The organism is Sphingopyxis sp. 22461, assembly GCF_052044915.1.
Taxonomy (GTDB): domain Bacteria; phylum Pseudomonadota; class Alphaproteobacteria; order Sphingomonadales; family Sphingomonadaceae; genus Sphingopyxis.
The window spans coordinates 263,041-288,312 of record NZ_JBQENY010000005.1 but is presented as its reverse complement, the minus strand read 5'-3'; the positions used below and the strand labels follow the sequence as shown (position 1 = coordinate 288,312).

Annotated in this window: 20 protein-coding genes and 1 tRNA gene; 11 read left to right on the top strand and 10 right to left on the bottom strand. The window is 61.0% G+C overall.

What is annotated here, in order from left to right; genetic code table 11:
- Positions 1-47: 47 nt before the first annotated feature.
- The 3 genes from ACTJI5_RS10805 to ACTJI5_RS10795 form a co-directional block, all read right to left on the bottom strand.
- The gene (locus ACTJI5_RS10805) at positions 48-4,334 is read right to left on the bottom strand and encodes a strawberry notch-like NTP hydrolase domain-containing protein (RefSeq protein WP_440860294.1); all 4,287 of its coding nucleotides are present in this window, start codon (positions 4,332-4,334) and stop codon (positions 48-50) included.
- A gap of 135 nt (positions 4,335-4,469) precedes the next feature.
- Complete coding sequence (locus ACTJI5_RS10800; protein ID WP_440860293.1) at positions 4,470-6,485, bottom strand: ParB/RepB/Spo0J family partition protein; 2,016 nt, start codon at positions 6,483-6,485, stop codon at positions 4,470-4,472.
- 32 nt (positions 6,486-6,517) lie between these two features.
- Positions 6,518-7,429 (bottom strand): DUF7146 domain-containing protein, encoded by a 912-nt coding sequence (locus tag ACTJI5_RS10795; RefSeq protein WP_440860292.1) that lies wholly within the window; start codon positions 7,427-7,429, stop codon positions 6,518-6,520.
- A 427-nt stretch (positions 7,430-7,856) separates the two neighbouring features.
- Between ACTJI5_RS10795 and ACTJI5_RS10790 the strand changes: the two genes are divergently transcribed.
- From ACTJI5_RS10790 to ACTJI5_RS10760, 7 genes are all read left to right on the top strand, one after another.
- Positions 7,857-8,363: a response regulator transcription factor gene (locus tag ACTJI5_RS10790; RefSeq protein WP_440860291.1), complete on the top strand. Its 507-nt coding sequence runs from the start codon at positions 7,857-7,859 to the stop codon at positions 8,361-8,363.
- Entirely contained in the window at positions 8,302-8,700 is a 399-nt protein-coding gene (locus ACTJI5_RS10785) for a hypothetical protein (RefSeq protein ID WP_440860290.1), read from the top strand. The genes ACTJI5_RS10790 and ACTJI5_RS10785 overlap by 62 nt, the downstream gene beginning before the upstream one ends.
- A 43-nt stretch (positions 8,701-8,743) precedes the next feature.
- Positions 8,744-9,196 (top strand): hypothetical protein, encoded by a 453-nt coding sequence (locus ACTJI5_RS10780; protein WP_440860330.1) that lies wholly within the window; start codon positions 8,744-8,746, stop codon positions 9,194-9,196.
- 223 nt (positions 9,197-9,419) lie between these two features.
- The gene (locus ACTJI5_RS10775) at positions 9,420-10,019 is read left to right on the top strand and encodes a GntR family transcriptional regulator (protein ID WP_440860289.1); all 600 of its coding nucleotides are present in this window, start codon (positions 9,420-9,422) and stop codon (positions 10,017-10,019) included.
- A 134-nt stretch (positions 10,020-10,153) separates the two neighbouring features.
- Positions 10,154-10,291: a hypothetical protein gene (locus ACTJI5_RS10770; RefSeq protein ID WP_440860288.1), complete on the top strand. Its 138-nt coding sequence runs from the start codon at positions 10,154-10,156 to the stop codon at positions 10,289-10,291.
- A 48-nt stretch (positions 10,292-10,339) separates the two neighbouring features.
- The gene (locus ACTJI5_RS10765) at positions 10,340-10,981 is read left to right on the top strand and encodes a lasso peptide biosynthesis B2 protein (protein ID WP_440860287.1); all 642 of its coding nucleotides are present in this window, start codon (positions 10,340-10,342) and stop codon (positions 10,979-10,981) included.
- Positions 10,978-12,729 (top strand): asparagine synthase-related protein, encoded by a 1,752-nt coding sequence (locus ACTJI5_RS10760; RefSeq protein WP_440860286.1) that lies wholly within the window; start codon positions 10,978-10,980, stop codon positions 12,727-12,729. The genes ACTJI5_RS10765 and ACTJI5_RS10760 overlap by 4 nt, the downstream gene beginning before the upstream one ends.
- A 1-nt stretch (position 12,730) precedes the next feature.
- Here the strand turns inward: ACTJI5_RS10760 and ACTJI5_RS10755 are convergent, their stop codons facing one another.
- The 5 genes from ACTJI5_RS10755 to ACTJI5_RS10735 form a co-directional block, all read right to left on the bottom strand.
- A complete protein-coding gene (locus ACTJI5_RS10755) occupies positions 12,731-14,716 on the bottom strand; it encodes an Atxe2 family lasso peptide isopeptidase (protein ID WP_440860285.1) in 1,986 nt (661 codons plus the stop codon).
- An 80-nt stretch (positions 14,717-14,796) separates the two neighbouring features.
- Positions 14,797-17,346 carry a TonB-dependent receptor domain-containing protein gene (locus ACTJI5_RS10750; RefSeq protein WP_440860284.1) on the bottom strand — a complete coding sequence of 850 codons (2,550 nt, stop codon included), beginning with the start codon at positions 17,344-17,346 and terminating at the stop codon, positions 14,797-14,799.
- 90 nt (positions 17,347-17,436) lie between these two features.
- On the bottom strand, positions 17,437-18,447 hold the full coding sequence (locus ACTJI5_RS10745; RefSeq protein ID WP_440860283.1) for a FecR family protein: 1,011 nt from the start codon (positions 18,445-18,447) through the stop codon (positions 17,437-17,439).
- Positions 18,440-18,988, bottom strand: coding sequence for an RNA polymerase sigma factor (locus tag ACTJI5_RS10740; RefSeq protein WP_440860282.1), 549 nt, complete (start codon positions 18,986-18,988; stop codon positions 18,440-18,442). The genes ACTJI5_RS10745 and ACTJI5_RS10740 overlap by 8 nt, the downstream gene beginning before the upstream one ends.
- Before the next feature lie 337 nt (positions 18,989-19,325).
- The gene (locus tag ACTJI5_RS10735; protein ID WP_440860281.1) at positions 19,326-19,820 is read right to left on the bottom strand and encodes a sigma factor-like helix-turn-helix DNA-binding protein; all 495 of its coding nucleotides are present in this window, start codon (positions 19,818-19,820) and stop codon (positions 19,326-19,328) included.
- Positions 19,821-20,028: 208 nt separating this feature from the next.
- Here ACTJI5_RS10735 and ACTJI5_RS10730 point away from each other — a divergent pair, with 208 nt between their 5' ends.
- Positions 20,029-20,229, top strand: a complete 201-nt coding sequence (locus ACTJI5_RS10730; protein WP_440860280.1) for a helix-turn-helix domain-containing protein — start codon at positions 20,029-20,031, stop codon at positions 20,227-20,229.
- On the opposite strand, the gene ACTJI5_RS10725 is transcribed toward ACTJI5_RS10730, so the two are convergent.
- Together ACTJI5_RS10725 and ACTJI5_RS10720 are read right to left on the bottom strand one after the other, a co-directional pair.
- Positions 20,226-21,461, bottom strand: coding sequence for a tyrosine-type recombinase/integrase (locus tag ACTJI5_RS10725; RefSeq protein ID WP_440860279.1), 1,236 nt, complete (start codon positions 21,459-21,461; stop codon positions 20,226-20,228). The two genes, ACTJI5_RS10730 and ACTJI5_RS10725, sit on opposite strands and share 4 nt — an antisense overlap.
- Positions 21,462-21,634: 173 nt before the next feature.
- A tRNA-Leu gene (locus ACTJI5_RS10720) sits at positions 21,635-21,721 on the bottom strand.
- A 201-nt stretch (positions 21,722-21,922) separates the two neighbouring features.
- Here ACTJI5_RS10720 and ACTJI5_RS10715 point away from each other — a divergent pair.
- From ACTJI5_RS10715 to ACTJI5_RS10705, 3 genes are all read left to right on the top strand, one after another.
- Positions 21,923-22,861 (top strand): complex I NDUFA9 subunit family protein, encoded by a 939-nt coding sequence (locus ACTJI5_RS10715; protein ID WP_440860278.1) that lies wholly within the window; start codon positions 21,923-21,925, stop codon positions 22,859-22,861.
- A complete protein-coding gene (locus ACTJI5_RS10710; protein ID WP_310255420.1) occupies positions 22,861-23,661 on the top strand; it encodes an undecaprenyl-diphosphate phosphatase in 801 nt (266 codons plus the stop codon). Before ACTJI5_RS10715 ends, ACTJI5_RS10710 begins: the two co-directional genes overlap by 1 nt.
- Positions 23,662-23,818: 157 nt before the next feature.
- Positions 23,819-25,261, top strand: a complete 1,443-nt coding sequence (locus tag ACTJI5_RS10705; RefSeq protein ID WP_440860277.1) for an NAD(P)-dependent oxidoreductase — start codon at positions 23,819-23,821, stop codon at positions 25,259-25,261.
- Positions 25,262-25,272: the final 11 nt, after the last annotated feature.

Sequence of the window (25,272 nt, the reverse complement as noted above, 5' to 3'; positions counted from 1 at the left end):
TGCGCCGCCCGATGCAGCTAAGCCATCGGAGAGCATCGCTGGCGTCATCAAGTGATCGTTTTGCCGGCAATGATCGCCGCGAGCAGGTCGGACGCGTCGGCAGCTGGCAGAAACAGCCGCGTCCGGTAACGGATGACCTCGCTGAACGCGCCGCGCGCTTTCAGCCATTCGCGATCCTGCGGCCGGAAGTCCCTGATTTCGAAGCGGCGGCTGTCGTTGACCATGGCCGTGACGAGGCGGGCGCCATGGAGGCCTGGTATCAGGGCGCCGTCGCCGTGACGAGCCACGTCGATCAATTCGTCGGGCGTGAGCTCGATCGAGGCTGCGAGCCCAAAGGCAGATTCGAGCTTTTCAAGGTCGGCGGGACTGATGATGCGTCCAAGGATCGATGTCTCTGCGGCATCGTCGATACGCCAGACGCGCACATCATCCTGCGGCAGCTTGTTCCAGACCGGAAGGAGCAGCCCGGTAGCGACATTGATCGTCTCGACATCGACCTTCTCGATCGCCTCGGCCACTTCGGCTTCCCACAAGGCTTCAAAGCTGTCACGGCCGATTTCGGTCCAGTGAGTGTGACGGAGTTCGTCGACGCGGAGGCGGCTCGAACCGGTGGGGCGGACGAGCACGCGCATCGCGACGGGCCGGCCTTCATCGTCGGTGATCGACCAGGCTGGCGCCGATAGTGCGACACGGCCCGAACGGCCGTTGCGAAGCCAGGCGATGCCGTCGGTTCCGCTCCAAATTTTCTGAAGACGCGCCCACCCCGTCACATGGGGTTTGAGGTGGAGTTCGAGGCGCAGCAGCCGGGTCTCCGCGCCGCTCACCGGATCAGTGCGCAATATGATGTCGGAAAGCTGGGTGATCCGCTCGGCACGGATGGTTTCGACGCCGACGTCGAGCGTGCCGGCTTCGCGCGCCGCGTCGACGCGGGTCTGGATGAGACCCATATATTCCTCGAAGATCGCATTCTGCGTCGCGATCCGCAGCGCAAGGATGCGATTCAGCCAGCGCTGGATTGGCGGCAGCTTATCGAGCAATATGCCATGCTCATCGACGAGCTTCAGCCCGGTGATGATCTGGAAATGTTCAAGCCCCGTGCTCGCGAGCTTCCCGGCGTGGAGAAGATGATACCATTGGGTGAGCGCCTCGCGTGCATATCCGCTTTCGAGATTGTCGGCGGGATCAAAGAGATTCTGCCCGCCGGTCTGGCGCTGGCCGCGGGTGAGCGCGCCCAGGCTGTCGAGGCGACGCGCGATCGTGCTGATGAAGCGGCGTTCGCCCTTGCAGTCGGTGGTGACGGGGCGGAAAACCGGCGGCATCGACTGATTGGTGCGATGCGTCCGCCCGAGACCCTGGATCGCGACGTCGGCGCGCCAGCCAGGCTCGAGCAGGAAATGGATGCGCCGCTTCATTGCGCTCGGGCAGCCGAGATCAGCATGATAGGAGCGGCCGGTCCCGCCCGCATCTGAAAAGACAAGAATCGGCTTGCGGCCCGACATGAAGGCATCGGTCTCGGCGATGTTCGAGCTCGCGCTGCGCCGCTCGAGCTTCTGCTGGCCGTTTCCGTCGACGACGATACGCCGTGACCGGCCTGTGACCTCAGCGACCACGTCGGTCCCGAAATGGGCGATCAGATAATCGAGCGCAGCCGGTACTGGCGGCATCGAACAGAGCCGTTCGATGAGATTGTCGCGCGCCGCGATCGCTTCCTGACACGGGACTATATTGCCATCGCCATCGACCATCGGCTCGGAGCGGACCGCTCCGTCGCTAGCGCGGAAAGTTCGCATCTGGCGCGTCGGAAAGGCAGTCTTGAGATAATCGATCAGCGTGTCGAGCGGCGAGATATCGATTCTCAGGTTCGCACGCTCATTAGCCGAGAGGTCGGCGAGGCGGCGATCGAGAATCGCCTCAGCGGTGGAGACGAGCTGCACGACGGCGACGTGACCAGCGCCCAGTTCATCCTCGATCGCGCGGACGACTGTCGGCATTTTCATCGCGATCAGGATCTGCGACCAGAAACGCTGTTTGCTGCTTTCGAACCGGCTGAGCGCCGAGCCCTTGGCCATGGCATTCAGCGTGTCTCCCGACATGCGGTCGACGATGCCCGAGGCTTTCAACACCTCGTCGAGATGCTGGTGCACCACCTGCCATGCGTCAGCATAGGCGTCGTAAATGTTGACCTGGTCGGGGGTGAGCTTGTGTTCGAGCGGATCATATTCGACGCCGGCGAAGCTCAGCGCCCGTGCCGAATAGAGGCCCATGGCCTTGAGGTCGCGTGCGACGATCTCCATCGCGGCGATGCCACCGTCGTTCATCGCCGCCAGAAAGTCGGCGCGAGCTGCAAAAGCGGTCCCCACCCCCCACAGTCCGAGCCGCGAGGCATAGCTCAAATTCTCAGGCTTGGTAGCGCCAGTGGCAGATACATAGACGACGCGGGCGCGCGGCAGAGCATTCTGGAGACGGACGCCCGCAAGCCCCTGCTCCGAGCCCTTGGCCTCCCGATATTCGTCCTTGGTCCCGGCCGCATTGCCCATCGCATGGGATTCGTCGAAGAGGATCACGCCCTCGAAAGCTGGCGCCGTCCAGGCGAGTATCTGCTGAAGGCGCGAAAGCTGATCGTGGCGCTGAGAACGCAGCGTTGCATAGGTGACGAAGAGAATGCCGCTCGCCATGCCAATCTCGGATCCGAGCGGAAAGGCATCCAGCGGCTGGATATCGATCGGCAAGCCGCCGAGCGCAGTCCAGTCGCGGCGTGCATCTTCGAGCAGGGCCGCGCTCTTCGATATCCAGATCGCGCGCCGGTTGCCGCGATTCCATTGGTCCAGAATGATCGCAGCGCCCTCGCGCCCCTTGCCGACGCCGGTGCCATCGCCGACGAAATAACCCATGCGATAGGCGTGGCCGTCCGGGTCTGCGCGAAGCTGATCGCCGGCCTCATTGGGAAGATAGCGTCCCGGCAGGTCGCGCGAGAAGGCGTCGCCGGCATAGATGATCGCCTCGAGCTGTGCATCGGATAGAGCATCGCGCGCGCTGGTCTGGAAGTGCGGCGCATAGCTCGGCTCAGGCGGCAGCACAGAGGCCATCGCGAGGGATTCAACGAGCGCGTCAGGATGGGGCTTGGCATCCGGTATGTCGATGTGGGCAAGGCGCCACGGCGCATAGATGCCGATCGCCTCGCCGGCGGGAAGCGGCGCATTGCGCACCGAATAGGCGAGCGGCTCGGCGGGATGGTCGTTTGCGGCGATGCGCGCCGGCGTGATAATCCGGCGCTTGGCGATGCCTGCAAACAAAGAGCCGGGCGAAGGCGTGAGCGCGGGCCGGATGGTAGTGACGACCGCCGGCGGCGTGGGTGTCGGATCGGACGGGAAGAGACGCGGCGGCAAGGCGAGAATGATCGGCAGCGCTGCTTCGATGGTTTCGACCGTATGACGCTCGGTTTGACCAACCCAACCCTTGTCGAAAACGATCAGGCGGACGGCGATGCCCGTGCCATGCTTGACATAGGGACGGCCAAGGATCGTGATCTCGACGCGCGGACGGGCAGTCTCGGCGACCGAGAGATAGCCCGAGGCGCCGCTGCCGTCGTGCGCAAAGCCCGGCGACATGATCGCGGCGCAGCGGCCGCCGTTGGAGAGCCTGAGCAGCGCCGAGCGCAGATGACGCGCGCCGGCATGACGATCCCCGCCCCGCCCCTCGCTGCGGCTGAAGGGTGGATTGACGAGTACGACCGTTGGTTGGATCGTGGATGGAAGCCGATCATGGATAAACTCGGCATCGTGCGTCGTCACGTCGCGGTTCGCGACAAGGGCCAGGAGTGCGGCGCGGTACGGGTCGCGCTCGTTAAGCGACACCGTGGCGCCCGCAGCGATCGCATGCGCCGCGAGCATGCCGGTGCCAGCCGATGGTTCGAGAACATGATCGTCGGCGGCAATCGCAGCGGCGCGGGCGGCGAGCCATGACAGAGCGGCCGGCGTGCTGAACTGCTGCATGTCGACCTGATGCTCGCTGCGATAGGTCTGGGTCGGCAGCGCCTTTTCGTAAGCGAGGAGGCCCGCGAAAACCTCCGCCGGATCCCGGCCATCGGCCCGCACGGCCAAATCCATCGCCTGTGCTGCTTCGAGCGCGTCATAAGCGTCGCGCATCGACCAGCATCCGTCCGCATCGGAACCGCCGAACGCTTCCGACATGAGCCGTTTGAGCAGCGAGCGGGTGACCGACTGTGGAGCGTTGAGCCAAGTCTTCAGCGCGACCGCCACACCGTGAAGGCGCTCGGCCTTTTCGCGGATAACGGAATCATGGTCTTGGGCGAGCTTGAGAAGCGGTAGGGTCATCGGAATCTCCTGAACGATCGCCGGGAGCACCTGCCTCCCGGCAACCGCTTCCTTCCCCCTCACCTCCGATCGGATGGCAGCAGGAAAAAGGGGGCCGCGACGGATGGCCGCGGCCCCAATCCGAAGACGAAGCGATCAGGCCGCGTCGGCGACCGGAACCTCCTCAGCCTCTTCGTCTGCCGTCCCTTCGTTGGTGGCCGTGTCCGCGATGGATACCTCCGCATCGTTCGCCGGCACGGGATCGGGATGCTTGAAGCGCATCGCGTCGGGCACCCAGGCGATGGCCTGCTCCTTGATGTCGGCTTCGACGATGATGTTGCCGACGAAGAGCTGCTCGGCCGAGCTGGCGAGCAAATCCTTCTTCGAGGCGCCATAGCGCTGGCGCAGCTCGCTGCCGCCGATCTCCTCGAACAGATCGAGGATCGCCGTCTTGGTGAGCCGCTTGAAATAATTCTTCGCGGTCGGACGCCACCAGGCAGCAACGTCGATGCCGAGCTTGGCGCCGAGATGATCGATGAAGCCGCTGCCGACGCTACCGGTTGGTGCCGCGTGCATCGTCCGGGCGACCGCCCAGCCGAGCCAGGCCGCCCGCGCCTCGTCGTTCAGCGCACAGAAGGCATCGTAGCGCCCGGTCACATCAATCTCGGCGTCGATCCAGCTGCGATCGAGACCGGCATCGAGCTTTGCGCATTCCTCGGCGGCGAGAGCCCCGCTCTCGAACCCGATCTCGAGCGAGGGTGCGGTGTTAGCGCTGAGTTCGCTCGCGAGATTGCTGCGCCCGTAACGCTGGAGCGCACCCTCGACCATGATGAAGGTGCCGACATCGAGCGCGAAGCGTGGATCGCTGGCGATATGGAGGCGAAGCAGTTCAGCTTTCATCATCGCAAGCTCGTTGGCGAGGCGCTGACTGATCGCGGGCCGGCTCGAACCGTTCCCGTCCTCAGCCTCGTCGTCGTCAGCATCGCCGTCCCCGACATTCTCGTCGACCGCTTCGGGAATGACATAGAGTTGCTCATGGATGCGCGGCTCGCCATCTTCGCCGATCACGACATAAGCGAGCGCAGCCGCCTTCTGCTCGTCGCTCACGACGGGCTGGCGCGCCTCAATGCCGTGCAGTTCGGTGTGCAGATCGCGGTAGCGGGCCTCGTCGTCGTCGGTGAGCCCTTCGCCATCCTCGATTTCCGCGGCCGCCTCGATGGCTTCCATCTCGGTCTGAATCTCGTCGCGCCGAGCCTCCTGCTCCTCGGTGAGCGGTGGCACGTCGCCACAAACCGGGCGGAGCCCCATGGTGTCGGTATAGGTCACTCGCGTCGCGGGCAGCACCCGGATATCGGCAAAGCCTTCACGCGCACGGATCTCTTCGGCCGCCGCGGCGAGTTTTTCCTCCGCGAGCCGGTCGACAAGGTCGCCGTCGAGCCAGTTTTCGCTTTCGCGATCCGAGAAGAGATCGGAATCGATACGGCCACCCGCCTCGACATAGGCTTCGCGGCCGATGAACACGGCTTTGGGATCGGCACCGCGATAGCTGCCCGACGCCAGTTCGTGCCGGATGCTGTAGACATCGCGGCCCTGATAGGTGTCGTTATACTTCTCGAAGACCCGGAGCTGCCGAACACTATCCGACGTGCTGGCATAGGCCTGCGCGACCTCGAGCGAGATCACGCCCTTGCGGAGCGCCTCGAAGATCGGGTCTGCGAGATTGGCAAGCCGGACGCGGCCTAGCACGAAGCGTTCGGTCTTGCCGAAGCGCGCAGCGACCTGCGCCGGAGTCTTGCCTTCCTTGTCGATCATGTTGTGAAAGGCGGTGCATTCGTCGGCCGCGGTCATGGGCAGTTTCTGGTTCTCGGCCAGGCTGAGTTCGATCGCGTCTTTTGCATCGGGCAGCACCATCACCGGGACACAGAAATCCGCGGGCAGTTTTCCCTTCTCGATCAAGCGGTGGACGCCCGCGAGCCGGCGGCCACCACCAAAGATGCTGTAATGCTCCTTCTTCCGCTTGACCGGCGTGCCGATCAGATTCTGGAGCACGAAGCCGGCCCCGCCGATCAGCGCTTCGAGTTCGGCGTCGGCGTCGGGATCGCTCTCGGTGCGGACATTGAGGTCCGAAGGCACGCAGTTGCGGGCAAGCGCGTAGACAATAGGATAGTTCATGGATGGTCTCCTCGCGGCGGAAGCCCGACCATTCAGGCCACCTGCCGCCGCCCACCGCTCCCTCCTCCCCTTTCCATCCGGAGCGTGTCGTTCCAGTCGTTGAGACCGTGCCAGGGCCAATCGGCGTCGATGCGACGGCCCGGCATCGTGTGCGCTTCCGTCGCAAGCGGGATCGCGAGATGTCCGGCGACGTCATTGTCGGGAAAGAGAAGTAGTCGCGTTACCGATCGGGGGATGGCGATATGGGGAAAGCGTTCGCTGCCGAGAGTTGCCCAGATCGGGATGCCCAGGAGGATCATCGCGGACATGGCGGTTTCAATGCCTTCGGCCAGCCCGAGCGTGTCGGTAGCGGCCGCCAGCCGGACGGCCCCGGCTCCAGGGCGACCCAGCAGCCGGCGCGGTTTGCCGAGATCGCGAGCGCGGCGTCCACGCGCATCGAGAAAGGTCCGTTGGATGGCGAGCAACCCGGAATCGTCTGTGACCGCGGCAATCAGCGCGGGCCGGAATATCGCCGCCGCCTTCTTGCCGAGCGGCGTTCGGTCATTGAAGCGGAGGCTTGCCGGGCAGATGTCGATAAACCGGTTGCGCAGATAGGTCTCAGCGAGCGAGCCGCCGGTGGAGCGGCTTCCGCTCCATAGCTCCCGCGCGCGCATTCTGAGCCATTCATCGAGTCCCTCGTTCGGCGATGCGCCCGATCCCGTGACTTCGAGGGAATGGGGTTCGAGCTGGCGGATTGCTCGCAACACATCGCGTCTGTCACAGCCCGCGAAGCATTTGAACAAGAGACGGCTTCGACCGACGCGAACCGAAAGACTGGGAATTCGGTCGGCGTGCGCCGGGCATCGACACATACCAAAACTGCCATGCCAGGTGCCGCCGAGCCGATGGACAAAATTAGCTCCCACAGACTCCAGGTCGCGGTTGCCGATTGCAGCGATAGGCATGGAAAATCTCACAGCTAAACCCCGCTCGAAAATCCACGCCCCCCTTTTCTCTTGCGCTCCACGGCCTGGAGCCCGGTTCGTTCGTTCGGGCAGAAAGGCGACGGCCGCACCTCGTGGCGCTCTCGGTGAAACAAGAATGCCGCGATGACATGACGCCTGAAGGCCGACGAGCATCACGCGATCGGCGACGGGTCGGCCACCGAGAAACAAGAATCAGTGTATCTTCCGAAAGAAAATCAAATCGTTGCAAGGTTGTTCGGGAATTCCAGTCCGACTACTCCCGTGTTAAGTTGGTCTCTGGAAGAGTCGCACACCGGCTCCATTGGCGGAACGCACGAGGAAATCGCCGGGCGATTCCGCCAGGATATTATGCTTGGGTCTGGAAAAAGGGGTGTTGTTTTGGAGAGCGTAAGGGGCTCGCCTTCACTTGGAGGCAAGCTGTACGATTTTGTCTGTTAGCGATGCTATAGAGCTGACCCACGAGCTCTGTGAGCGCCTGACACCTCGGCAGCGCGAATGCCTCCGCCACGTCTATCGGCTCAGAACTTCCAAGGAAATCGCCCTGGAACTGGGCTTGGGCGTGGGCACCGTTGACACCTACATCAGCGAGGCTGTCGCCATCCTGCGCGCCCGGAATCGCCGGCACGCAGCTGAACTCTTTCATAACTTTGAGGATGACCCGGCATCCCCCCGGAAAATGGAGGGGGAATATACCGGGGTAGGCAGGGGACGCCCCGATGAGTCACCGGAGAAGGCGGAAAACCCGGCCCGGTCCTGGGCTAGGTTGCTTCCGCTACGAACTATGGGAGTATCTGCAAATGACCTCAGCCCGTACCTCCGCTATTTCTGGCTCGTCCTCATTGCGATCGCACTTGCAACCGGCTTCGGCATGCTCGCCGTCGGGCTCGAAGTCCTCTCCAGGTTTCTCGGATAGCGGTGCGGTCGATGACGTCCGCGTCAAGGACCTCACCGAAGCCCTCTTCGGATACGAAAAGCTGCTGCAACAGATTTTCGCCGAAGGCGGACGGCTCGCGACTGCAGCGATCGAGGCGCAAACGCATCAGAATCTGTCGCCGCTGGTAGGTCATCAAATATTGTCGGCCATCACCAACGCCCAACTGTCGGTCACCGGAGCGCTCGGCTATATGGCTGAAGGACATCGGCAGCTCGAAGTGCTCGCGCAGAAGCTGGGTATCGATCCCCAGGCATTCGGGGATGTCGTCAAGCGCCCGAACGCAAAAGGTGCGGCGCCGCTCGAACTGGCGGCCTGATCCGTAAGATGCTCGACTGCTCGTGATCGTCATATTGGCATTTATGATCCTGCTCTTCCTCGCCTCTGGCTATGCGCAGTGGCGAGGAGGCGCTCCCGAAAAGCTTGCCGCAGCCTGCATGGTTGTCGCAATGCTCGGAACCTTTTGGGCGGGATTGAGCAGTCCATCCTATCGAGACGTTCAATGGGATATGCTGTTGATTGATTTCGGCCTCTTGGTGGCGCTTTCGGTTCTTGCAGGAGTTGCCGATCGATTCTGGCCGATCTGGCTGGCCGCCTTTCAGCTAGTCGCTGTGGCGGCTCATGGCGTCAGCGCGTATAATCCTAATATATTGCCCGTGGCTTACTGGTGGATCGTAGGGAAGATATCTTATCCGATGGTCGCAATCCTGGCGATCGGGACAAGGCGACATCATCGCCGAACGCGCTACGGCCTTCAGGAATACGCTTGGACGTATCAGCGGCATCGTGCCGCATCATTACGCGTGCAAGGGTGAGCGCCATATCCCGCTTAACCTGCCCGCTATGATTTTTACGTCTCTCGAACGGCTTCATGCTGAAGGCCAATATAGATGAACCCAGCGGTGAACGGCAGGCCGGGAGTTCAGAGCGCCCCAGTCGATCACGGGGTCGCGCAATAAGCGCCGATTGAGGAAGCTCGGCTCAAAGCTTTCCACAACTCTCCGGCACCAACGGCACGCCCGAACTGGAGTTTGAAACATGAGTGCAGACCATGGGCTGAGCGAACGGGCCTATACGAGCCTCAAATTCGATCTTATCGAAGGCCGGCTCCCGGCGGGGCGGATCAACATCGGGCAGCTTGCTGATCGATATTCCACGAGCACGACACCGATCCGGGAGGCGATGCTGCGTCTGGTTGGAGAATCGCTGCTCGATATGCCATCGGCTGGCGGCTTCGAAATACGCGCGCTGGACGAGGCGGCGGTTCGGCATCTCTATGTCCTGAGCCAATATGTCATGCTGAACGCAGCCGCCTGCCGGAGCCGCGTCCTGGTCGATCATGACTTCGAGGAAGAATCTATTGCCGGCGCCCCACCGGCGATCGAGTTGCTCTTCGACTCGCTTGCCAAAGGGACGCAGAACGCGGTCCTCGCGATTTTCGTTCGCAATCTCAACGATCGAATGCGTCGAATTCGACGCGCGGAAGAAGGTAAATTGAACGGATTGGGTCGAGAGTTCAGCACGCTACGTCGCCAAATCGAACATGGAAACAGACAGTCAATCAGGCGGTCCGTGATCGCCTATCACCGCCGGCGTATCCGGAATATCACTGAAATCATGAGCGCAATTCCTTGCTGACGCCGGCATATATTCCCAGATTGATGGCTCGGTTCATATATATAGGACAAGATCAGGAACATATATGTTTGGATATATGCTCAACTCCGGAGATTCTTTCCGTGCTGCAATAGAGCGGCAGAAAGGAGACTCTCATGGAGAAGGAACTGAACTATAGCGACGACGAGATGATCGATCTCGGCGCGATCACCGACGAGACGCACGGCTCGATCGACGGCTTCGATTCCGATGGGCTGCAGAAGCGGCTCGTTCTCGGCTTCCTCATCGACTGATGCGTTGGCGGGCGGTCAATGCACCGACCGCCCGCCCTTCACCGATCGATGTCTGCGAATCTTGCCCCTTGGATTTCCTATTGCAAGGTCGAGGATTGCACGATCATTCTCGATGTCCGCGCAAATCGCTATTTCATGGCTACCGAAGCTCTAGCCCGCGCCCTCGAAAATTCTGAGCATTCGGCGTTGCCTGGCAACTTGCGAGACAATTTCTTGCGGTCGGACGAGGCACACCAAAGCTATAGCACCGCCTGCGGCAATATCCCTGCGGCATTGGAACATTCGGCAGAGGCGGGTCCGACCTCCCCGGCCATGCCATCGATACTGACGGCAATCGCTATTATCCTCTCGATGCGCTTTCAATTGCGAGCCTTTAGTCTCGATCGGAATTTACAGAAGGTACAGCGGAACAATCGAGAATGTCTCGAAGGGAAGTCGGGCGGAAATCTGGGAGATTTGATTTCCGCATTCGAATGCGCCGAACGCTTGACTGTGGAACGAGACCGCTGCCTGCTTCGTTCGCTCGCGCTGCAATCCTTTCTTGCGAAATACGGACATGTCAGCGCTCTGGTGTTCGGCGTACGTCTCCACCCATTTCGCGCGCATTGCTGGCTTCAGCAAGATGCCACTGTCCTGAACGACACGATTGAGGTGATCGGTTCATTCCAAGCGTTGCGGACCGTTGCATGACGGCCGACTATGTGGCGATCTATTCGAGCACCTGTGGCCGCCATGAGGAACTCAGGAGAGCCGCCGCGCTGCTAAAAAAGTCGGCGCTGTCGACAGTCTTCGAAAGTGACCAGTTGCATGTTCTGGCCAGCCAAAAATATGAAACAAACTTGCTGCCGGACAAATCCGGGATCGTCATCGGCGATATTTTCCGCAGGTCCTTTCCATCGAAAGCATTCGACGGTACCGCGGAGGCAGCTTCGACTATTCTGATTTCGCTGCGCGCAGGCCGCTTGATCGATGACTATTGGGGTTCCTATGTCGTTTTCGACGTGCCGGATGGGGGTGAACATGCCTGCATCCGATCGCCCTTTGGGAGCGTGAATGCCTATGCTCTCGAATCCGATGGGATGGTCTATCTGGGATCGGACGCGGCAACAATTCTAATGCTAGCTGGTAGGCAGCGATCGATCGATTGGGAGACGGTCGCAAAACACGTCATCTGGGATGATTATTCCCACGAGCGCACCTGTCTAAATGGCGTCGAAGAACTTCGCTGTGGCGAGAGTGCGGTGCTGAGCCGGCTAGCTGAGAGCAGGACTTATAATTGGAGTCCGTGGAAATTCACCGCTCTTAGCGGTGCCATCAAGGATCGATCGGAGGCCATCGACCTAGTTCGTCGAGAGATTCTCAGATGCGTCAGCAATAGAATTGAGAAAGGCCGGGCGTACGCGATGGACCTATCGGGCGGGCTGGATTCCTCGATAATCGCCGCAGCGGCAATGATATACGGCCGGGATATCTCTGCGATCACGATGTATTTCGCCAACACGGAGGGCGACGAGCGCGATTTTGCCCGAAGCGTCGCGAATCTCCATCGCATTCCTCTCAGTGAAATTTCTCCCGACCCAGAGAAATTGGATATTCGCTGCCCGGCGAAGCTCCACTTGCCGAGACCTCACGGGAGATCCTTTGTCCAGGAGACTGACAGGTTGTCGCTTGAGCTTGCTGCATCCCAATCAATATCTGCTTTCGTAAACGGTCAGGGTGGGGATGCCGTATTTTGCCATCTTCAAAGCTCTGCTCCGGCAGTAGACGCTCTGCGGTCCGGCGACGCGGGCCCCGGTTTCATCGGCACAGCCTTTGAACTCGCCAGGGCAGCACAATGCAATGTTTGGGAGGTCGTGCAGAAGAGTTTGGCGAAGATGATCCGCGGCAAGCCAATCAATCATTGGAACGGGGATGTGTCCTTTATCTCTCATGACGCGCGCGAGTTGGAGCTCGACGGTTCGGCTCCGTGGCCGAGCGCGGATTACCGTCCCATGCCTGGCAAAGTCGAACAGGTGCACGGACTATATAATAGCTGCTACAACATGAACGGATATCGACGATCGGACACGCTCAAAGGGGTGTTCCCGCTTCTTTCTCAGCCCCTCGTGGAGGCTTGCCTTCGCGTGCCGAGCTGGACTTGGATCGGGCATGGTCGCAATAGACTGGTAGCACGACAGGCAATGGCGCCGGATCTCCCGCCAAAAGTTGCTTGGCGAATTTCCAAAGGAGGCCTGGGAGCGTTGCAACGACGATTGCTACGCAGGCAACGCGTCATCGCACGCGAAATGTTGATGGACGGTTTGCTCGGCCGAAACGGAATTATCGATCGAGACTTAATCGACGCCGAACTGAAAAGCGACCTTTCCTATCAGCACACCCAAATTGTACGGCTGCTACGCCTCTGCGATGTGGAGGCATGGTGCTCGGGAGCACCGTGATTTAGGATTGGCACGAAGGCATCTTCTCGCCTTTCCAGCGGTTCAGCTCGTCGAGTGTTCGAAGATAGATAGCACTCCGATGCGCCGGCTGCCATTTGACGTGATACTCGTCGGGGAAGATATACATGGCAATATCGCGTCCGTGCTCGCGCAGCGCCGAGACTGCGGCAAGGGCGGCCCTCGCCTCCCGATCGGCCGTCTGGATGACGATGCGCGCACAAATCGCATCGGCATTCATCGCAAGGCTCACGCGCCGCCAGCTCTCCTGGTAATCAGCGGACGGGAGGGGATATTCGTTCCGCTTCAGGAAATCGATATAAGCAGGGCCGACGGCCGTCTCGAGGATCGATGGATCTTCACAGCATGTGCTCAGAAGCGCGAGACCGAAGCGACGGGAGTGAATCAAGGCATAGGTCGCCGTCGAGCCGCCGTCGCTCAAGCCCGTGATTGCCAGATGATCTGTATCGATGGGATATCGGGAGACGACCAGATCAAGACCTTTCATCAGGGCGTCGTGAACGAACGCCCGATCCTTCCATTCGACCATCAGGTCCCGCACAGAGAAGGGACGCCCTGCTCGCATCATCTGAAAACGATAGCTTGGCGGGCGATTGAAACTGAGAACTGCGAAGCCCTGTGCCGCCATAGCCTGAACCGGGTATTCGTCACCCGTTCCACCCCGGAGGAAGCCTCGGCTATTATATTGCACCACGACCAGCGGAAACTTCTCACCGCCCTTCATTGAAGTCGGCAGGATAAGATCTCCAAAGACTTCGGTCCCATGCTCATTGGTCCAGTGGAGCCTGGTGACGCCAGCTAAGACTAGGTTATCCCATTCGGGATTGAGATCGATAAGACTCGTCAGGCCTCCCGTTTCTGGGTCGACCTCGACAATATCGCGAGGATTCAGCGACGTTTCGCGACCACATATCAGCCGCGCGCCCGCATCACACCCCCCGATTGCGTCGTCGACCACGCGGAGCTTTTGAATCTGTCCGGCCTCAACATCCCAGCGATAAATAGCTGTCTGCGAGTTTGCGAAGCCTTCGCGGCGTACGAAAATTACAATATTCCCGCGCGAAAGCATCCATGCTCCCGCTATGCCCTTACATGATGGATCTACGCACGGAATGTCGCGGCCATGGATCCGCGCTCGCAATGCGCTTTGACCGCCGTACCCAGGCTCGGTTTCGATAATGACACCTGAAGCGGGCTTGGTCGAAACGAGGTCTACGATCGCCTCTGTATTCCCGTCTTCAAGAACCCGGATCTGACTTACGCGATTGTGAATCTGCCCCCGTGGATAAGGGTGCAACTCGGCAACCATCCAGAATCTATCATCGTATAGGAAGCCTTTCTTCCCTTCTTCCGCGATGCCGGCGCGAGCTGCCCGAAGTTGCTCGTCACGAGCATATTCCAGGATTGCGCTTGGCTTCCATTTGAACTCGACGACATCAGCGGCGCTATCGGTTAGGGCCCGCGCAGCGCCACCCTTTGGTGACACGATCCACAGGCGCGTGACGCCTTCATCGCGCCGAAGGAAGGCTATCCATCGTCCATCCGGCGACCATCGGGGCGTCAAAGGCACAGGCGTACCTGCCGGAAAGCCGTTGAGGCCGTATAACTCAAATGATCCGCGAGCGAACTCCCCTCCTTCGTCGAGAAGTTCCGGTGCGCTGTTTTCCGCCGCCAGCGAAAAGAGCATCAGTCCCTGACAATAAGAGTTGCTGGACGGCTCAGCTTGTCGGACTTGGACCGCAAGATGCTGACCGTCCGGCGACAATGCGAAGCCGGGAGCTCCGGACTCGAATATCTCGCTACCTCCAAAGTCGCGAAGTCGTATCAGATCATTCGTTATCACCGTGCGTTTCGGGGCGATGACCCGTTCGGGGATTTGCAGGGATTGGCAGGATGGCCGATTGACGCGGGCGACGGACGTATCAACAGTTTTACCGGCAGCCTGAACGATGCCGCCGGCAAATATCATGCATGCGAGTGCAGTCACGCGAGCTAGGCGAAGCGCCCCCGACAGGTTTTGCCGACAAAGGCCGATCGACCGGACCGGCATCAAAACACCTTTGACAGCGAGAGCGCCAGAAAACGTCCCATCGGTGAATAGTTGGTGGAATCATAAGGTTCGCTGTAGGGTGCGGCAGCGAGATAAGGCGGGCGTTCGTTGAACAGATTTTCCGCGACAAGCCCAATGCGCAGCCCATCAAGCCAAGGAGTAGAACTCCCGATCTTGTAACTGATGGAAGCGTCTGCGGTTATCATCGCGCTTCCACGAGATTCGATCGCCGTGCGTCGGTCGTCGACGCCGCCAATGTAATTGAGATAGGCGAATATCTGGAGAGCCTGCCCTTCCCATCCGACACTGCCACGTCCGCGAAAATGGGGCGGGTTCCAGATAGACCCAGCCAGATCAAAATAGCCCAGATTGGAGTTATTCTTCTGCTTGCTATGCAGCCAGCTCAGGTTGGCCGCACCGACCAGCGCACCGTCATTCAGTTCGTGCCGATATCTTACGGTGGCGTCGATCCCGGATATCTTCTGCACGGCCACGTTACGGTTGTGATTGTCGATGAAATAGAGAACCCGTGACGGATCGACCGGATTCCCCGTGTAGTTTGTGAACCCTGATCCGGCGTCCTCGATCGCCGAGCGTATCTGTCCTGTGGCAGGATTTCGCGTCACATAGTCTGCGTGAATGGAATTTAAGGCGTCGGAAAAATTGCCGATCGGGGTGATCACGCGGTCGCGATATTTGACGCGAAAAACTGTGATTTCCGCCGTCAGTCCGGGAACTGTCGCCGGATGCAAAGCCAGCGATCCTGAAACGCTCGTTGCACGCTCCGGCTTTAGAGAGTCCGACCCGCCGGAAACCACTAAGCCGGTCGCACCAGGAGAGGTACTTCCACCCGTGAAATAGCTTGCCGGCAGGAGATACGCACGCCGGGGCTGAAATTGCATCGCGAGCGCCGGTGCCTTGAATGATCGGCCCCACGAGAACTTCAGATCGACCCAGTTGTCGGGCGAATAGACGATGCCGAGCTTAGGCGTGCTCACGCTGCCGATCTGTTTGTAGTCATCCAGTCGAGCCGCTGCGGTGGCAACGAGGGAATGGATACCCGGAACCTCGTTCAGGACCGAGAAGAGAGGGATCTGGAGTTCCCCGAAGAGGAAACGGTCGGTTTGGCTTCCCCCATAGGACGACGTATCCCCGCGAACATCAAAACGATTCCGACGGTAGCCGCCTCCCAGAACGGTCCTTAGCTGGCCGCCGGGAAGCGTAAACAATGCCCCTTCCGCGTACGCTTCCACCGCCCGCAACGAGTGGCAATAGCAGGCCGTTTCGCGCGAGAGTTCCACGCCGCCGAGGAAGGCACCGGCGACCAGATCGGTCTGGGTACGTGCGTAGGTCGCGGATAGGCTCAACCTCCAATCGCCGGCGATGGGCGTCTCGAACGTCGGTGTTACGGATAGAGAGCGGTCTTCTGCATCACTGGTGCTCAGGCCACCGTAAATACCGAAGCGGGCAGCCTGACGCCGCGCGGCGAATGTCCCGTCGATGGTGAGCCGAGCGTCGCTCCCGACCTGTTGCGACGCGCTAGCGACAATGGAGTGGGTGCTTTGCCCGCGTATCAGTTGATAAGGGTCGCCCAAGTCTTCGGTATAGGATCGGTCTTTCGCCTCGACCTTGGCGTTGCGCCGATAGCCGTATGCGACGATGATGTTTCCGGTTTGCCATTCGCTTCCTGCGACCGCCTGATATTGCTGACTAAGCCCGCCACCGTCGGTCGCGCCGCCGACACGGGCATTGAGCGCCAAGCCTTCGAACGACCGGCGAAGGATGACATTCACGACGCCCGCTACGGCGTCCGAGCCATAGAGTGCCGACGAACCGTCGGGCACGACATCGATCCGCTCGATTGCCTCAATCGGGATCGCCGAAATGTCGATTCCCTGAGCAAGGCCGCCGAATGAAAGCCTGTGCCCGTTGAGCAGAGTGAGCGTGGCGTCTGCGCCGAGCCCCCGCAGATTGACGGCGGAACCGCCAGTGACGTTTTGATTTCCGATCCCGCCCGAGGATGCACCGAGACCAACGCCGGGGTTCTGGCCCCCGCTAAAATTCTGCGGCACGGATCGCAAAACCGCGCCCAGGTCGCCAAACCCCGCTTGCTGAATTTCTTCGCGTTCGATCTTGATTTCGGGCGAGGCGATGCGCGCGCCCTTGACGCGCGACCCCGTTACCGTGATGACCTGTTCCGACGTCTCGCCGTGATCACCCTCGCGAGATGCCTTGGCCCGAACGATCACAATCGCGCTTTTCGTGAACTGCGCGCGGAGACCGGAACCTTCTACTAGCCGATTGACCGCCTCCTCAGGCGTGAAATTTCCCACCAGAGGCGGTGCTTTGCGCCCTTCGACTGCTTTTCTATCGAAGACAATGGTCTTGCCAGAATTCCGGCGGACGGCGTCCAGCGAGGATCCCAGATCCTGGGCCGGCAGATCATAGTTGGCGGTGCTGACGATTTCCGCGGCGCTGACCGATGCGAATGGCGCAAAACTGGCGGTCGCGGCGAGCATGAAGCCCGCCACGCTGGAACGATACTGCATGGGCTCTCCCCCTGATGGTGGCGGGGCTTATTTCGCCGGCGCCTACAAGGGGTGAGCGTTTCGTGACATGCGAAGGGTAGTCGGGACGCACTAATTCCGAGGATGGCTCAAAATGATGTGGTTGTCCTGGCGGGTTAGCTGCAGATCATATAGCTTTGCCAGGTTGTCAGCGAGCATCTCAGGGTTGTCCGCCTCGTTTAGCCCCGACACCATACGACGCTCGATGACCGGATCTTCCAAGATGATCTGGATCGTTGACCGACTATTCGCCGCGGCGATGACATCCATTACGCGCGTATCCCGCCCCCCGATCTTGGCATCCGTCCAATCGGACTCTTGCTCGTGCTTCCGGACGGTAGCCAAGTTGCCAGAACCTTCGCTCGTATAGCGAAGCTCGTCGCCCGGTTCGAGCCGGACCGTTCCGGCTTTCCCGGACGTTTGAGGTCGTCGCACATCAACTGCGCCGCGCAGAAGATGAATCTCCACAGTAGTGGCATCACGATAGGCGACGTCGAAGACGGTCCCGACGGCGACGATCTCGCTATCGCCGGCATTGACAATAAACGGCCGGGTTTCGTGGGCGACATCGAACCGAGCGCGGCCGCGCGCTAGCCGAAGCCGACGGTCGTTCGAACGAAACCAGGCCCGGATCGAAGTGTCGCTGTCCAAGGTCAGGCGGGATCCATCTGGAAGTAAAACCTCGCGTATTTCGCCGGGGGCCGTATAATATTCCAGCGATGCCTCGGGCTGGTTCTGCGCGATTTGCGTTGCGTCAGACCAGAGGACCGGCGCCCCGCTCATCCGCCACGCAACGAAACCGATGAGCGCCACGCATCCGATGGCCGCGATCCATATCCGCTTTGCGGTACCTCGCACCGGTTTCGGCGGCGGCAGATTTTCCCAGTCGACGCGTTTTCCTGCGGAATGGAGGCTGGCGATACGATTGTAGGTCGCGCGGTGAAGCGCGCCGCGTGCGAGCCATCGCTTAAACTCCCGCTCGTCATCCTCACTCACATTCTCATCATTCATGATGACGAACCATTCGCCGGCCTCCCGGCGGAGCTGATCTTGCTCAAAGCGGTGATGGTGCGTTTCAGCCATTGGCATTCACCCTGTGGTCGAGATAAAGCAGTGCCTTCTTCATATGATATTTGACACCGTCGACGGAGATATCGAGCTTCTCCGCGATTTCCTGATAAGTCAGTTCTTCCTGGCGATGTAGCCGGAATACGTCTCGCGTCCGCGATGGAAGCTCGGAAAGCGCCTCTTCGTAGCGCCGCATAAAGTCCGACGCTTCCATCATCCATTCCTGTTCGGGATCAACGCATAGCTCGTAGGCTTCGTCGACCGGAACATGGTTTGCCCGATCATGGGCGCGGGGACGATGTGTGCGCTCCCACAGAATGCCGCGGGCGATTGTGCGGAGATAGGCTGCAGGCGTCCGTAGCCTACTCTTTGGTTGCGCCTCGACGAAGCTGACAAATGTGTCCTGAACAAGGTCGTGCACCTCATCTTGATTCCGGATCGATCGGCGTATGAAGCGTGCGAGGCGCGGCGCTTCCGACCGAAATAACCGGTCGATCAGCCTATCGTTTTCGGAAGATTCCGGCACAGGAGAGCGATCATCGTCGGATCGGTTCATGCCATGACGTCCGTTGCAGAACGCCTTGGGCGCAGAAACAAGGATTGGCTATGTCGTGACATGAGATAGAAGCCGATCAGCAAAGCATGACGCAGCATTGCCCTGTGCGGGCCAATTGCGTAGCGATGTGACGGCCGACCCGGATAGTCGGGCGCATGTAGATCAGGAGATGAAAACTCTCATCTCCTACGCCTATCATGGCGGGCCAACCGGCGGCATGCAATAGTGAACTTCCAGCGAGGAAGCGTCCTCGAACTCCGTTGGCCGAAGCTGGACCAGGCGCAGCGACAACCAGGATGAAATTCATGGCTTGTCCTTCCTGCATGACCGAGCCACGTCAGACATTGGGCGAGGCGTGATTGTTCGGCTGGATATTCAGGGCCCGGTCGAGCGTGACGAGAGCCGCGGCGAGTTCGAGGCGGACCGCGTCCTCGGAAATCGCAAGCTGCGCCGCGATCGAGGGATAATCGAGGCAATCACGGCAGTGCAATGTGAACACTTCGCGAGCTAATAGCGGCAGCTCGGCAATGGCGGCCGCGAGGTGTTCGGGGTCGATACCGGGGGGAATTTCATCGCCAATGCTCACCCCTACCTCGGGCGTCCAGCTGCGCACGAGGGTCTCCATGAGCTTTATTGGGGCGGCGCTATCGGCCTCGACGTTGAGTATCGCTTGTACGCGTGCGAGAAGTTCGCGGCGTCGCCGCCGGCGGCCGAAACCGCCAACCAATCTGGCATCGTCGATGAGTTGATGGCGCAGATCTTTGAGCAGCGCGTATAGATGGGCGGGTCCCATTGATAAATCCTTGGCTGGAGCCGAGATCCGGCGGCGCATCGCCCGCCTCCCTCAGTTCCCCCCATCCACCTCCTCTCCACAAATCTCGAATTAGGCAGCGGCACGTCGATGCCTGCCGAAGGTAAGATCATTCCCTCATCGTTGTTTGCATGACGGCGAAGGGAAATATTGATCGGGTCGGATGCACAGATAGATACCAGGCTGGGTCCACCACCGCGAAGAACGCCATCGAACGAAGGCATGATCGATGCCAGACCCGTTTCCCAATCAGCCAGAAGCGATTTCGATCGAACCATTGACGGTCCGGATTTCTACCGCCGTCCAGCTCACCGGCATCAGTAGATCCAGGATTTACGAATTGATTGAATCGGGCGACCTTGAGACCGTCAAGGTCGGCCGATCCACGCTCATTCCCTATAAGAGCCTTAAGGCGCTCACTCGAACCTAGCTGCTCGAACCGCTGCTCCTCCGAAATTCTGGGCGAAGGATTTGCGCGCCATCGCGCAATTGGTCGAGATAATCGGACCAATGCTGCATCATGCGAACCCGCTCCTCCCAATATTCGCCGCGCGTGTAAGTACGCCTCACCATCGAGGTGTCGAGATGCGCGAGCTGCCTTTCGATCGCATCCGGGTTCCAGATGCCCATCTCGTTGAGGAGCGTCGCAGCCGTTGCCCGGAACCCATGCGCGGTCATCTCGTCACGGCTATAGCCAAGCCGGCGGAGCGCGGCGCTGACGGTATTTTCCGACATGCAACGAAGAGGGGTCCGGAACGAAGGGAATAGATACTGCCCATGGCCAGTCAGCGCATGGAGTTCCTCGAGAATGCTCAGAACTTGTCGCGATAGCGGCACGCGGTGCGGACGGCGCATTTTCATCTTCTCCGCCGAGAGCGACCAGATGGCCGTTTCGGTTTCGATCTCCTTCCATTCGGCTTTGCGCAGCTCTCCAGGGCGGACGAACAGATGCGGTGACAATCGAAGCGCGATCGCGGTGATTTCGTGCCCCGCATAGCCGTCGATCGCACGCAATAACGCACCAGCATCCTTCGGAGTCGTCACCGCAGCGTGATGCTTGACCTTCGGCGTGGTCAGCGCGCCGCGCAGATCTGCCGCAACATCGCGGTCCATTCTGGCAGTAGCGATCGCGTAACGGAACACCCTGCTAAGCACGCTCCGCATTCGCCGCGCGCTCTCATAGCGTCCTGTGGCCTCTACCTTGCGTAGCACGGCCAAGGCTTCCTGCGGCGTGATCTCGGAGATCGGGCGGTTGCCGATCATCGGATTCGCTATCCCGAGCAGCCAGCGGATCTTGCGGAGCGTTACCGGCGATCGCTCCTCACGTTCATTTTTCGCTGTCCATTCTTCAGCGATCGCTTTGAAGCTGTTGTCGGCGGCAATTTTCCGCGTAATACGTGCAACGCGCTTCTCTGCCGCAGGGTCGATCCCGCCAGCCACCTTCTTGCGAGCGGCATCGCGCAAGCCGCGGGCGTCGGCAATTCCGACCTCGGGCCATGAACCGAAATAGAGAGTTTTCTGCCGGCCAAGGTGGCGGTAGTTCATTCGCCAGAGTTTTGATCCATTTGGCTGGACGACGAGGTACAAGGCTTCAGAATCGGCCATTTTATAAGCCTTTTCCATAGGCTTGGCGTTGGAAATCTGGATGTGGGTCAGCGACATGATGGTTCTACCTTCAAGGGGCTGAACGGAACCATCAAAAAGACCATCAAAGCTGATGGTATGCTGATGGTTCCGGGTGGATCAGCCCGGATTCCATTCAGCGATTCTCATCGAAAATATGCTGTAAAACCAGCCGCTTGCTGGACTTCCCCGGACGTCGCCGGAAAAGTCTCTGGTGCCCAGAAGAGGACTCGAACCTCCACGACCTTGCGATCGCCAGCACCTGAAGCTGGTGCGTCTACCAATTCCGCCATCTGGGCACGGGGTAGGAGCGGGCGCTTAGCGGCGCGTATGTCGGCTTGTCAACCGCATCGGACGAGCCGAGGTGCATTTTATCGCAAAGCCGTCGGTTTCGCGTCACAATGCCGTCCTCGCCCCTTGCTCCCCTCTCCGCTTCGCGGCATGGGGAAGGCCGTCGGCGCGCCCCGCGCCATCCAGAGAATCGATCACAGGCGGACGACATGCAGAAACTCGACGGGCAATTGATCACGGTATTGGGGGGCGGCGGCTTCCTCGGCCGCTATGTCGTGCAGCGCCTGCTCGCGCGCGGCGCACGCGTCCGCATCGCGCAGCGCGAACCGCGCGCCGCGACCTTCCTGAAACCGCTCGGCGGTCTCGGCCAGACACAGTTCGTGGCATGCGATGTCCGCGATCCCGCCAGCGCCCTCCGCGCCGTGCAGGGCAGCGACGCCGTCATCAACCTCGTCGGCGCGTTCGGCGACATGCAGGCGGTGCAGGCCGACGGCGCCGGCCATGTTGCCGCGGCCGCCAAGGCTGCGGGCGCCGGCGCGCTCGTCCATGTCTCGGCGATCGGCGCCGATCCCGAAAGCGCCTCGGCGTACGGCCGCAGCAAGGGCGACGGCGAAGCGGCGGTTCGCGCGGCCTTTGCCGACGCCGCAATCCTGCGCCCGTCGATCCTGTTCGGCCGCGAGGACCATTTCATCAACCGCTTCGCGGGGATGATGCGCATGGCGCCGGTCGTTCCGGTTATCGCGCCGAATGCGAAGTTCCAGCCGGTCTATGTCGGCGACGTCGCCGATGCGGTGGTCGCGGCGCTGGGCGATGGCGCCACGGGCAAGACTTTCGAACTCGGCGGGCCACAGGTGCTGACGATGGGTGAGCTGCTGCGCTGGGTCGCCGATGCGACCGGCCGCTCGCCCTTGTTCGTCGACGTGCCCGATTTCGTCGCCTCGTCGCTCGCGAGCGGCTTCGGCTGGGCGCCCGGCGCGCCGATCACCAAGGATCAGTGGCTGATGCTCCAGCGTGACAATATCGTTGCCGAGGGCGCCGTGGGGCTGGCCGAGCTCGGCGTCACGCCGACCTCGCTCGCCTCGGTCACCGAGGGCTGGCTCGTCCAATATCGCCGCCATGGGCGTTTCGCCGCGGTCGCTTCGCGATAATGGGCATCTGGCTGACCGCAATCATCCTCGGCATCGTCGAGGGTTTGACCGAGTTTTTGCCCGTCTCCTCGACGGGCCACCTCATCCTCGCTACCGAATTGCTCGGCTACGACGCCGCGCGCTGGGCGATCTTCAACATCGCGATCCAGCCGGGGGCGATTCTTGCGATCGTCGTCCTGTACCGGAAACTGTTCTGGGAGATGTTCACCGGGTTTTTCCGGCGCGATCCCGTGGCGATCGCCTTTGTGCGTAACCTGCTGCTCGCCTTTTTCCCCGCGGTGATCCTCGGCCTCGCCTTTGGCGATTATATCGAGCTGCTGCTCGAAAATGCCGTCGTCGTCGCCTGGGCGCTGATCATCGGCGGCTTTGCCATCCTGCTCGTCGAGCGTTTCGCCAAGACGACGGACGTCGGCGGCGTCGCGAATGTGTCGGCGCGGCAATCGATGCTCGTCGGGCTGGTCCAGTGCATCGCGATGATCCCGGGCGTCAGCCGCTCGGGCGCGACGATCCTCGGTGCGATGTCGTTCGGGGTCGACCGCAAGACCGCCGCCGAGTTCAGCTTCTTTCTCGCGCTCCCGACGCTGACCGGCGCGACCGTGCTCCAGCTGTTCAAGCACCGCGACGCGATCACGACCAACGACCTCAGCCTGATCGCGGTGGGCTCGCTCGTCTCGTTCGTCGTCGCCTGGGCGGTGATCAAGGCGTTCCTCGCGGTCGTCACGCGTTACGGCTTTGCCCCCTTCGCCTGGTATCGAATCATCGCGGGCGTCGCGGCGCTGATCTGGCTCGGCATGAGATAGGGCCGATACGGTATCAATTGACGAAAGATAATTGCGCGAACCTATTTTGGGGAAAAATCACCCTCCTTTTAGGTTAGTAATACTGTCCTAACTTGCAATTTGGTCGTGACAGGCCAATTTTGCCCATGCAATTCGCCTATCCAGAAGAGGATATTGCATGGCTTCCGATCGCATGCTCCAGTTTGTGGAGCGTGAACAATCCTATCCGGACAAGCGCTCCGCCGAAGAACGCGCGCGCGACTTTCGCGAGATCGCCGAGCGCTACGCCGCGCCCGACGCCGACGCACAGGCGGCGCGCTGCTCGCAGTGCGGCGTGCCCTATTGCTCGGTGCACTGCCCGCTCCACAATCACATTCCCGACTGGCTGCGCCTGACCGCCGAGGGGCGGCTGCGCGAAGCCTATGAGCTCAGCAACGCAACCTCGACGATGCCCGAGATCTGCGGCCGCATCTGCCCGCAGGATCGCCTGTGCGAAGGCAATTGCGTGATCGAATTCTCGGGCCATGGCGCGGTGACTATCGGCAGCGTCGAGAAATATATCACCGACACCGCCTGGGCCGAGGGCTGGGTCGAGCCGCTGCACGCGGGCGCCGCGACCGGCCAGTCGGTCGGCGTCATCGGCGCCGGGCCCGCAGGCCTCACAGCCGCCGAATATCTGCGCGCCGCGGGGCACGAGGTCCATGTCTATGATCGCCACGACCGCGCCGGCGGGCTGCTCACCTATGGCATCCCCGGCTTCAAGCTGGAGAAGGATGTCGTGATGCGCCGCATCGACCGGCTGGTCGAGGGCGGCATTCATTTCCACCTCGGCTTCGCGGTCGGCGAAGACGCGACGCTCGATGCACTGCGCCAGAAGCATGACGCGATCCTGATCGCGACCGGCGTTTACAAGGCGCGCGAGATCAACGTGCCGGGCAATGCCGCCGACGGCGTGATCGCGGCGCTCGACTATCTGATCGCGTCGAACCGCAAGAGCTTTGGCGACACCGTCCCGGCGTTCGACGACGGTCGCCTCGATGCGAAAGACAAGCATGTCGTTGTCATCGGCGGCGGCGACACCGCGATGGACTGCGTCCGCACCGCGGTGCGCCAGGGCGCGAAGTCGGTGAAGTGCCTCTATCGCCGCGACCGCGAGAATATGCCGGGGTCGCAGCGCGAGGTCGCGAACGCCGAAGAAGAAGGCGTGGAATTCGTCTGGCTCTCCGCCCCCGAAAGCTTCACCGCCGACAAGCATGTGAAAGAGGTCGCGGTTGCGGGCATGCGCCTCGGCGCGCCCGACGCGAGCGGGCGCCGCAGCCCCGAAGCCGACCCCGGCCGCAAGTTCGACGTGCCCGCCGACATGGTGATCAAGGCGCTGGGCTTCGACCCCGAGGAGCTGCCGCACCTGTTCGGCTCGCCCGACCTGTCGGTCACGCGCTGGGGCACTTTGCGCGTCGATCACCAGACGATGATGACCAGCCTGCCCGGTGTTTTCGCGGCGGGCGACATCGTGCGCGGTGCCAGCCTGGTCGTCTGGGGCATCCGCGACGGACGCGACGTCAGCGAACAGATGGCAAAGTGGTTGAAAGCCAAAGCGAAAAGCGAAAAGAAGGCGGCATGACCAACAGGGAA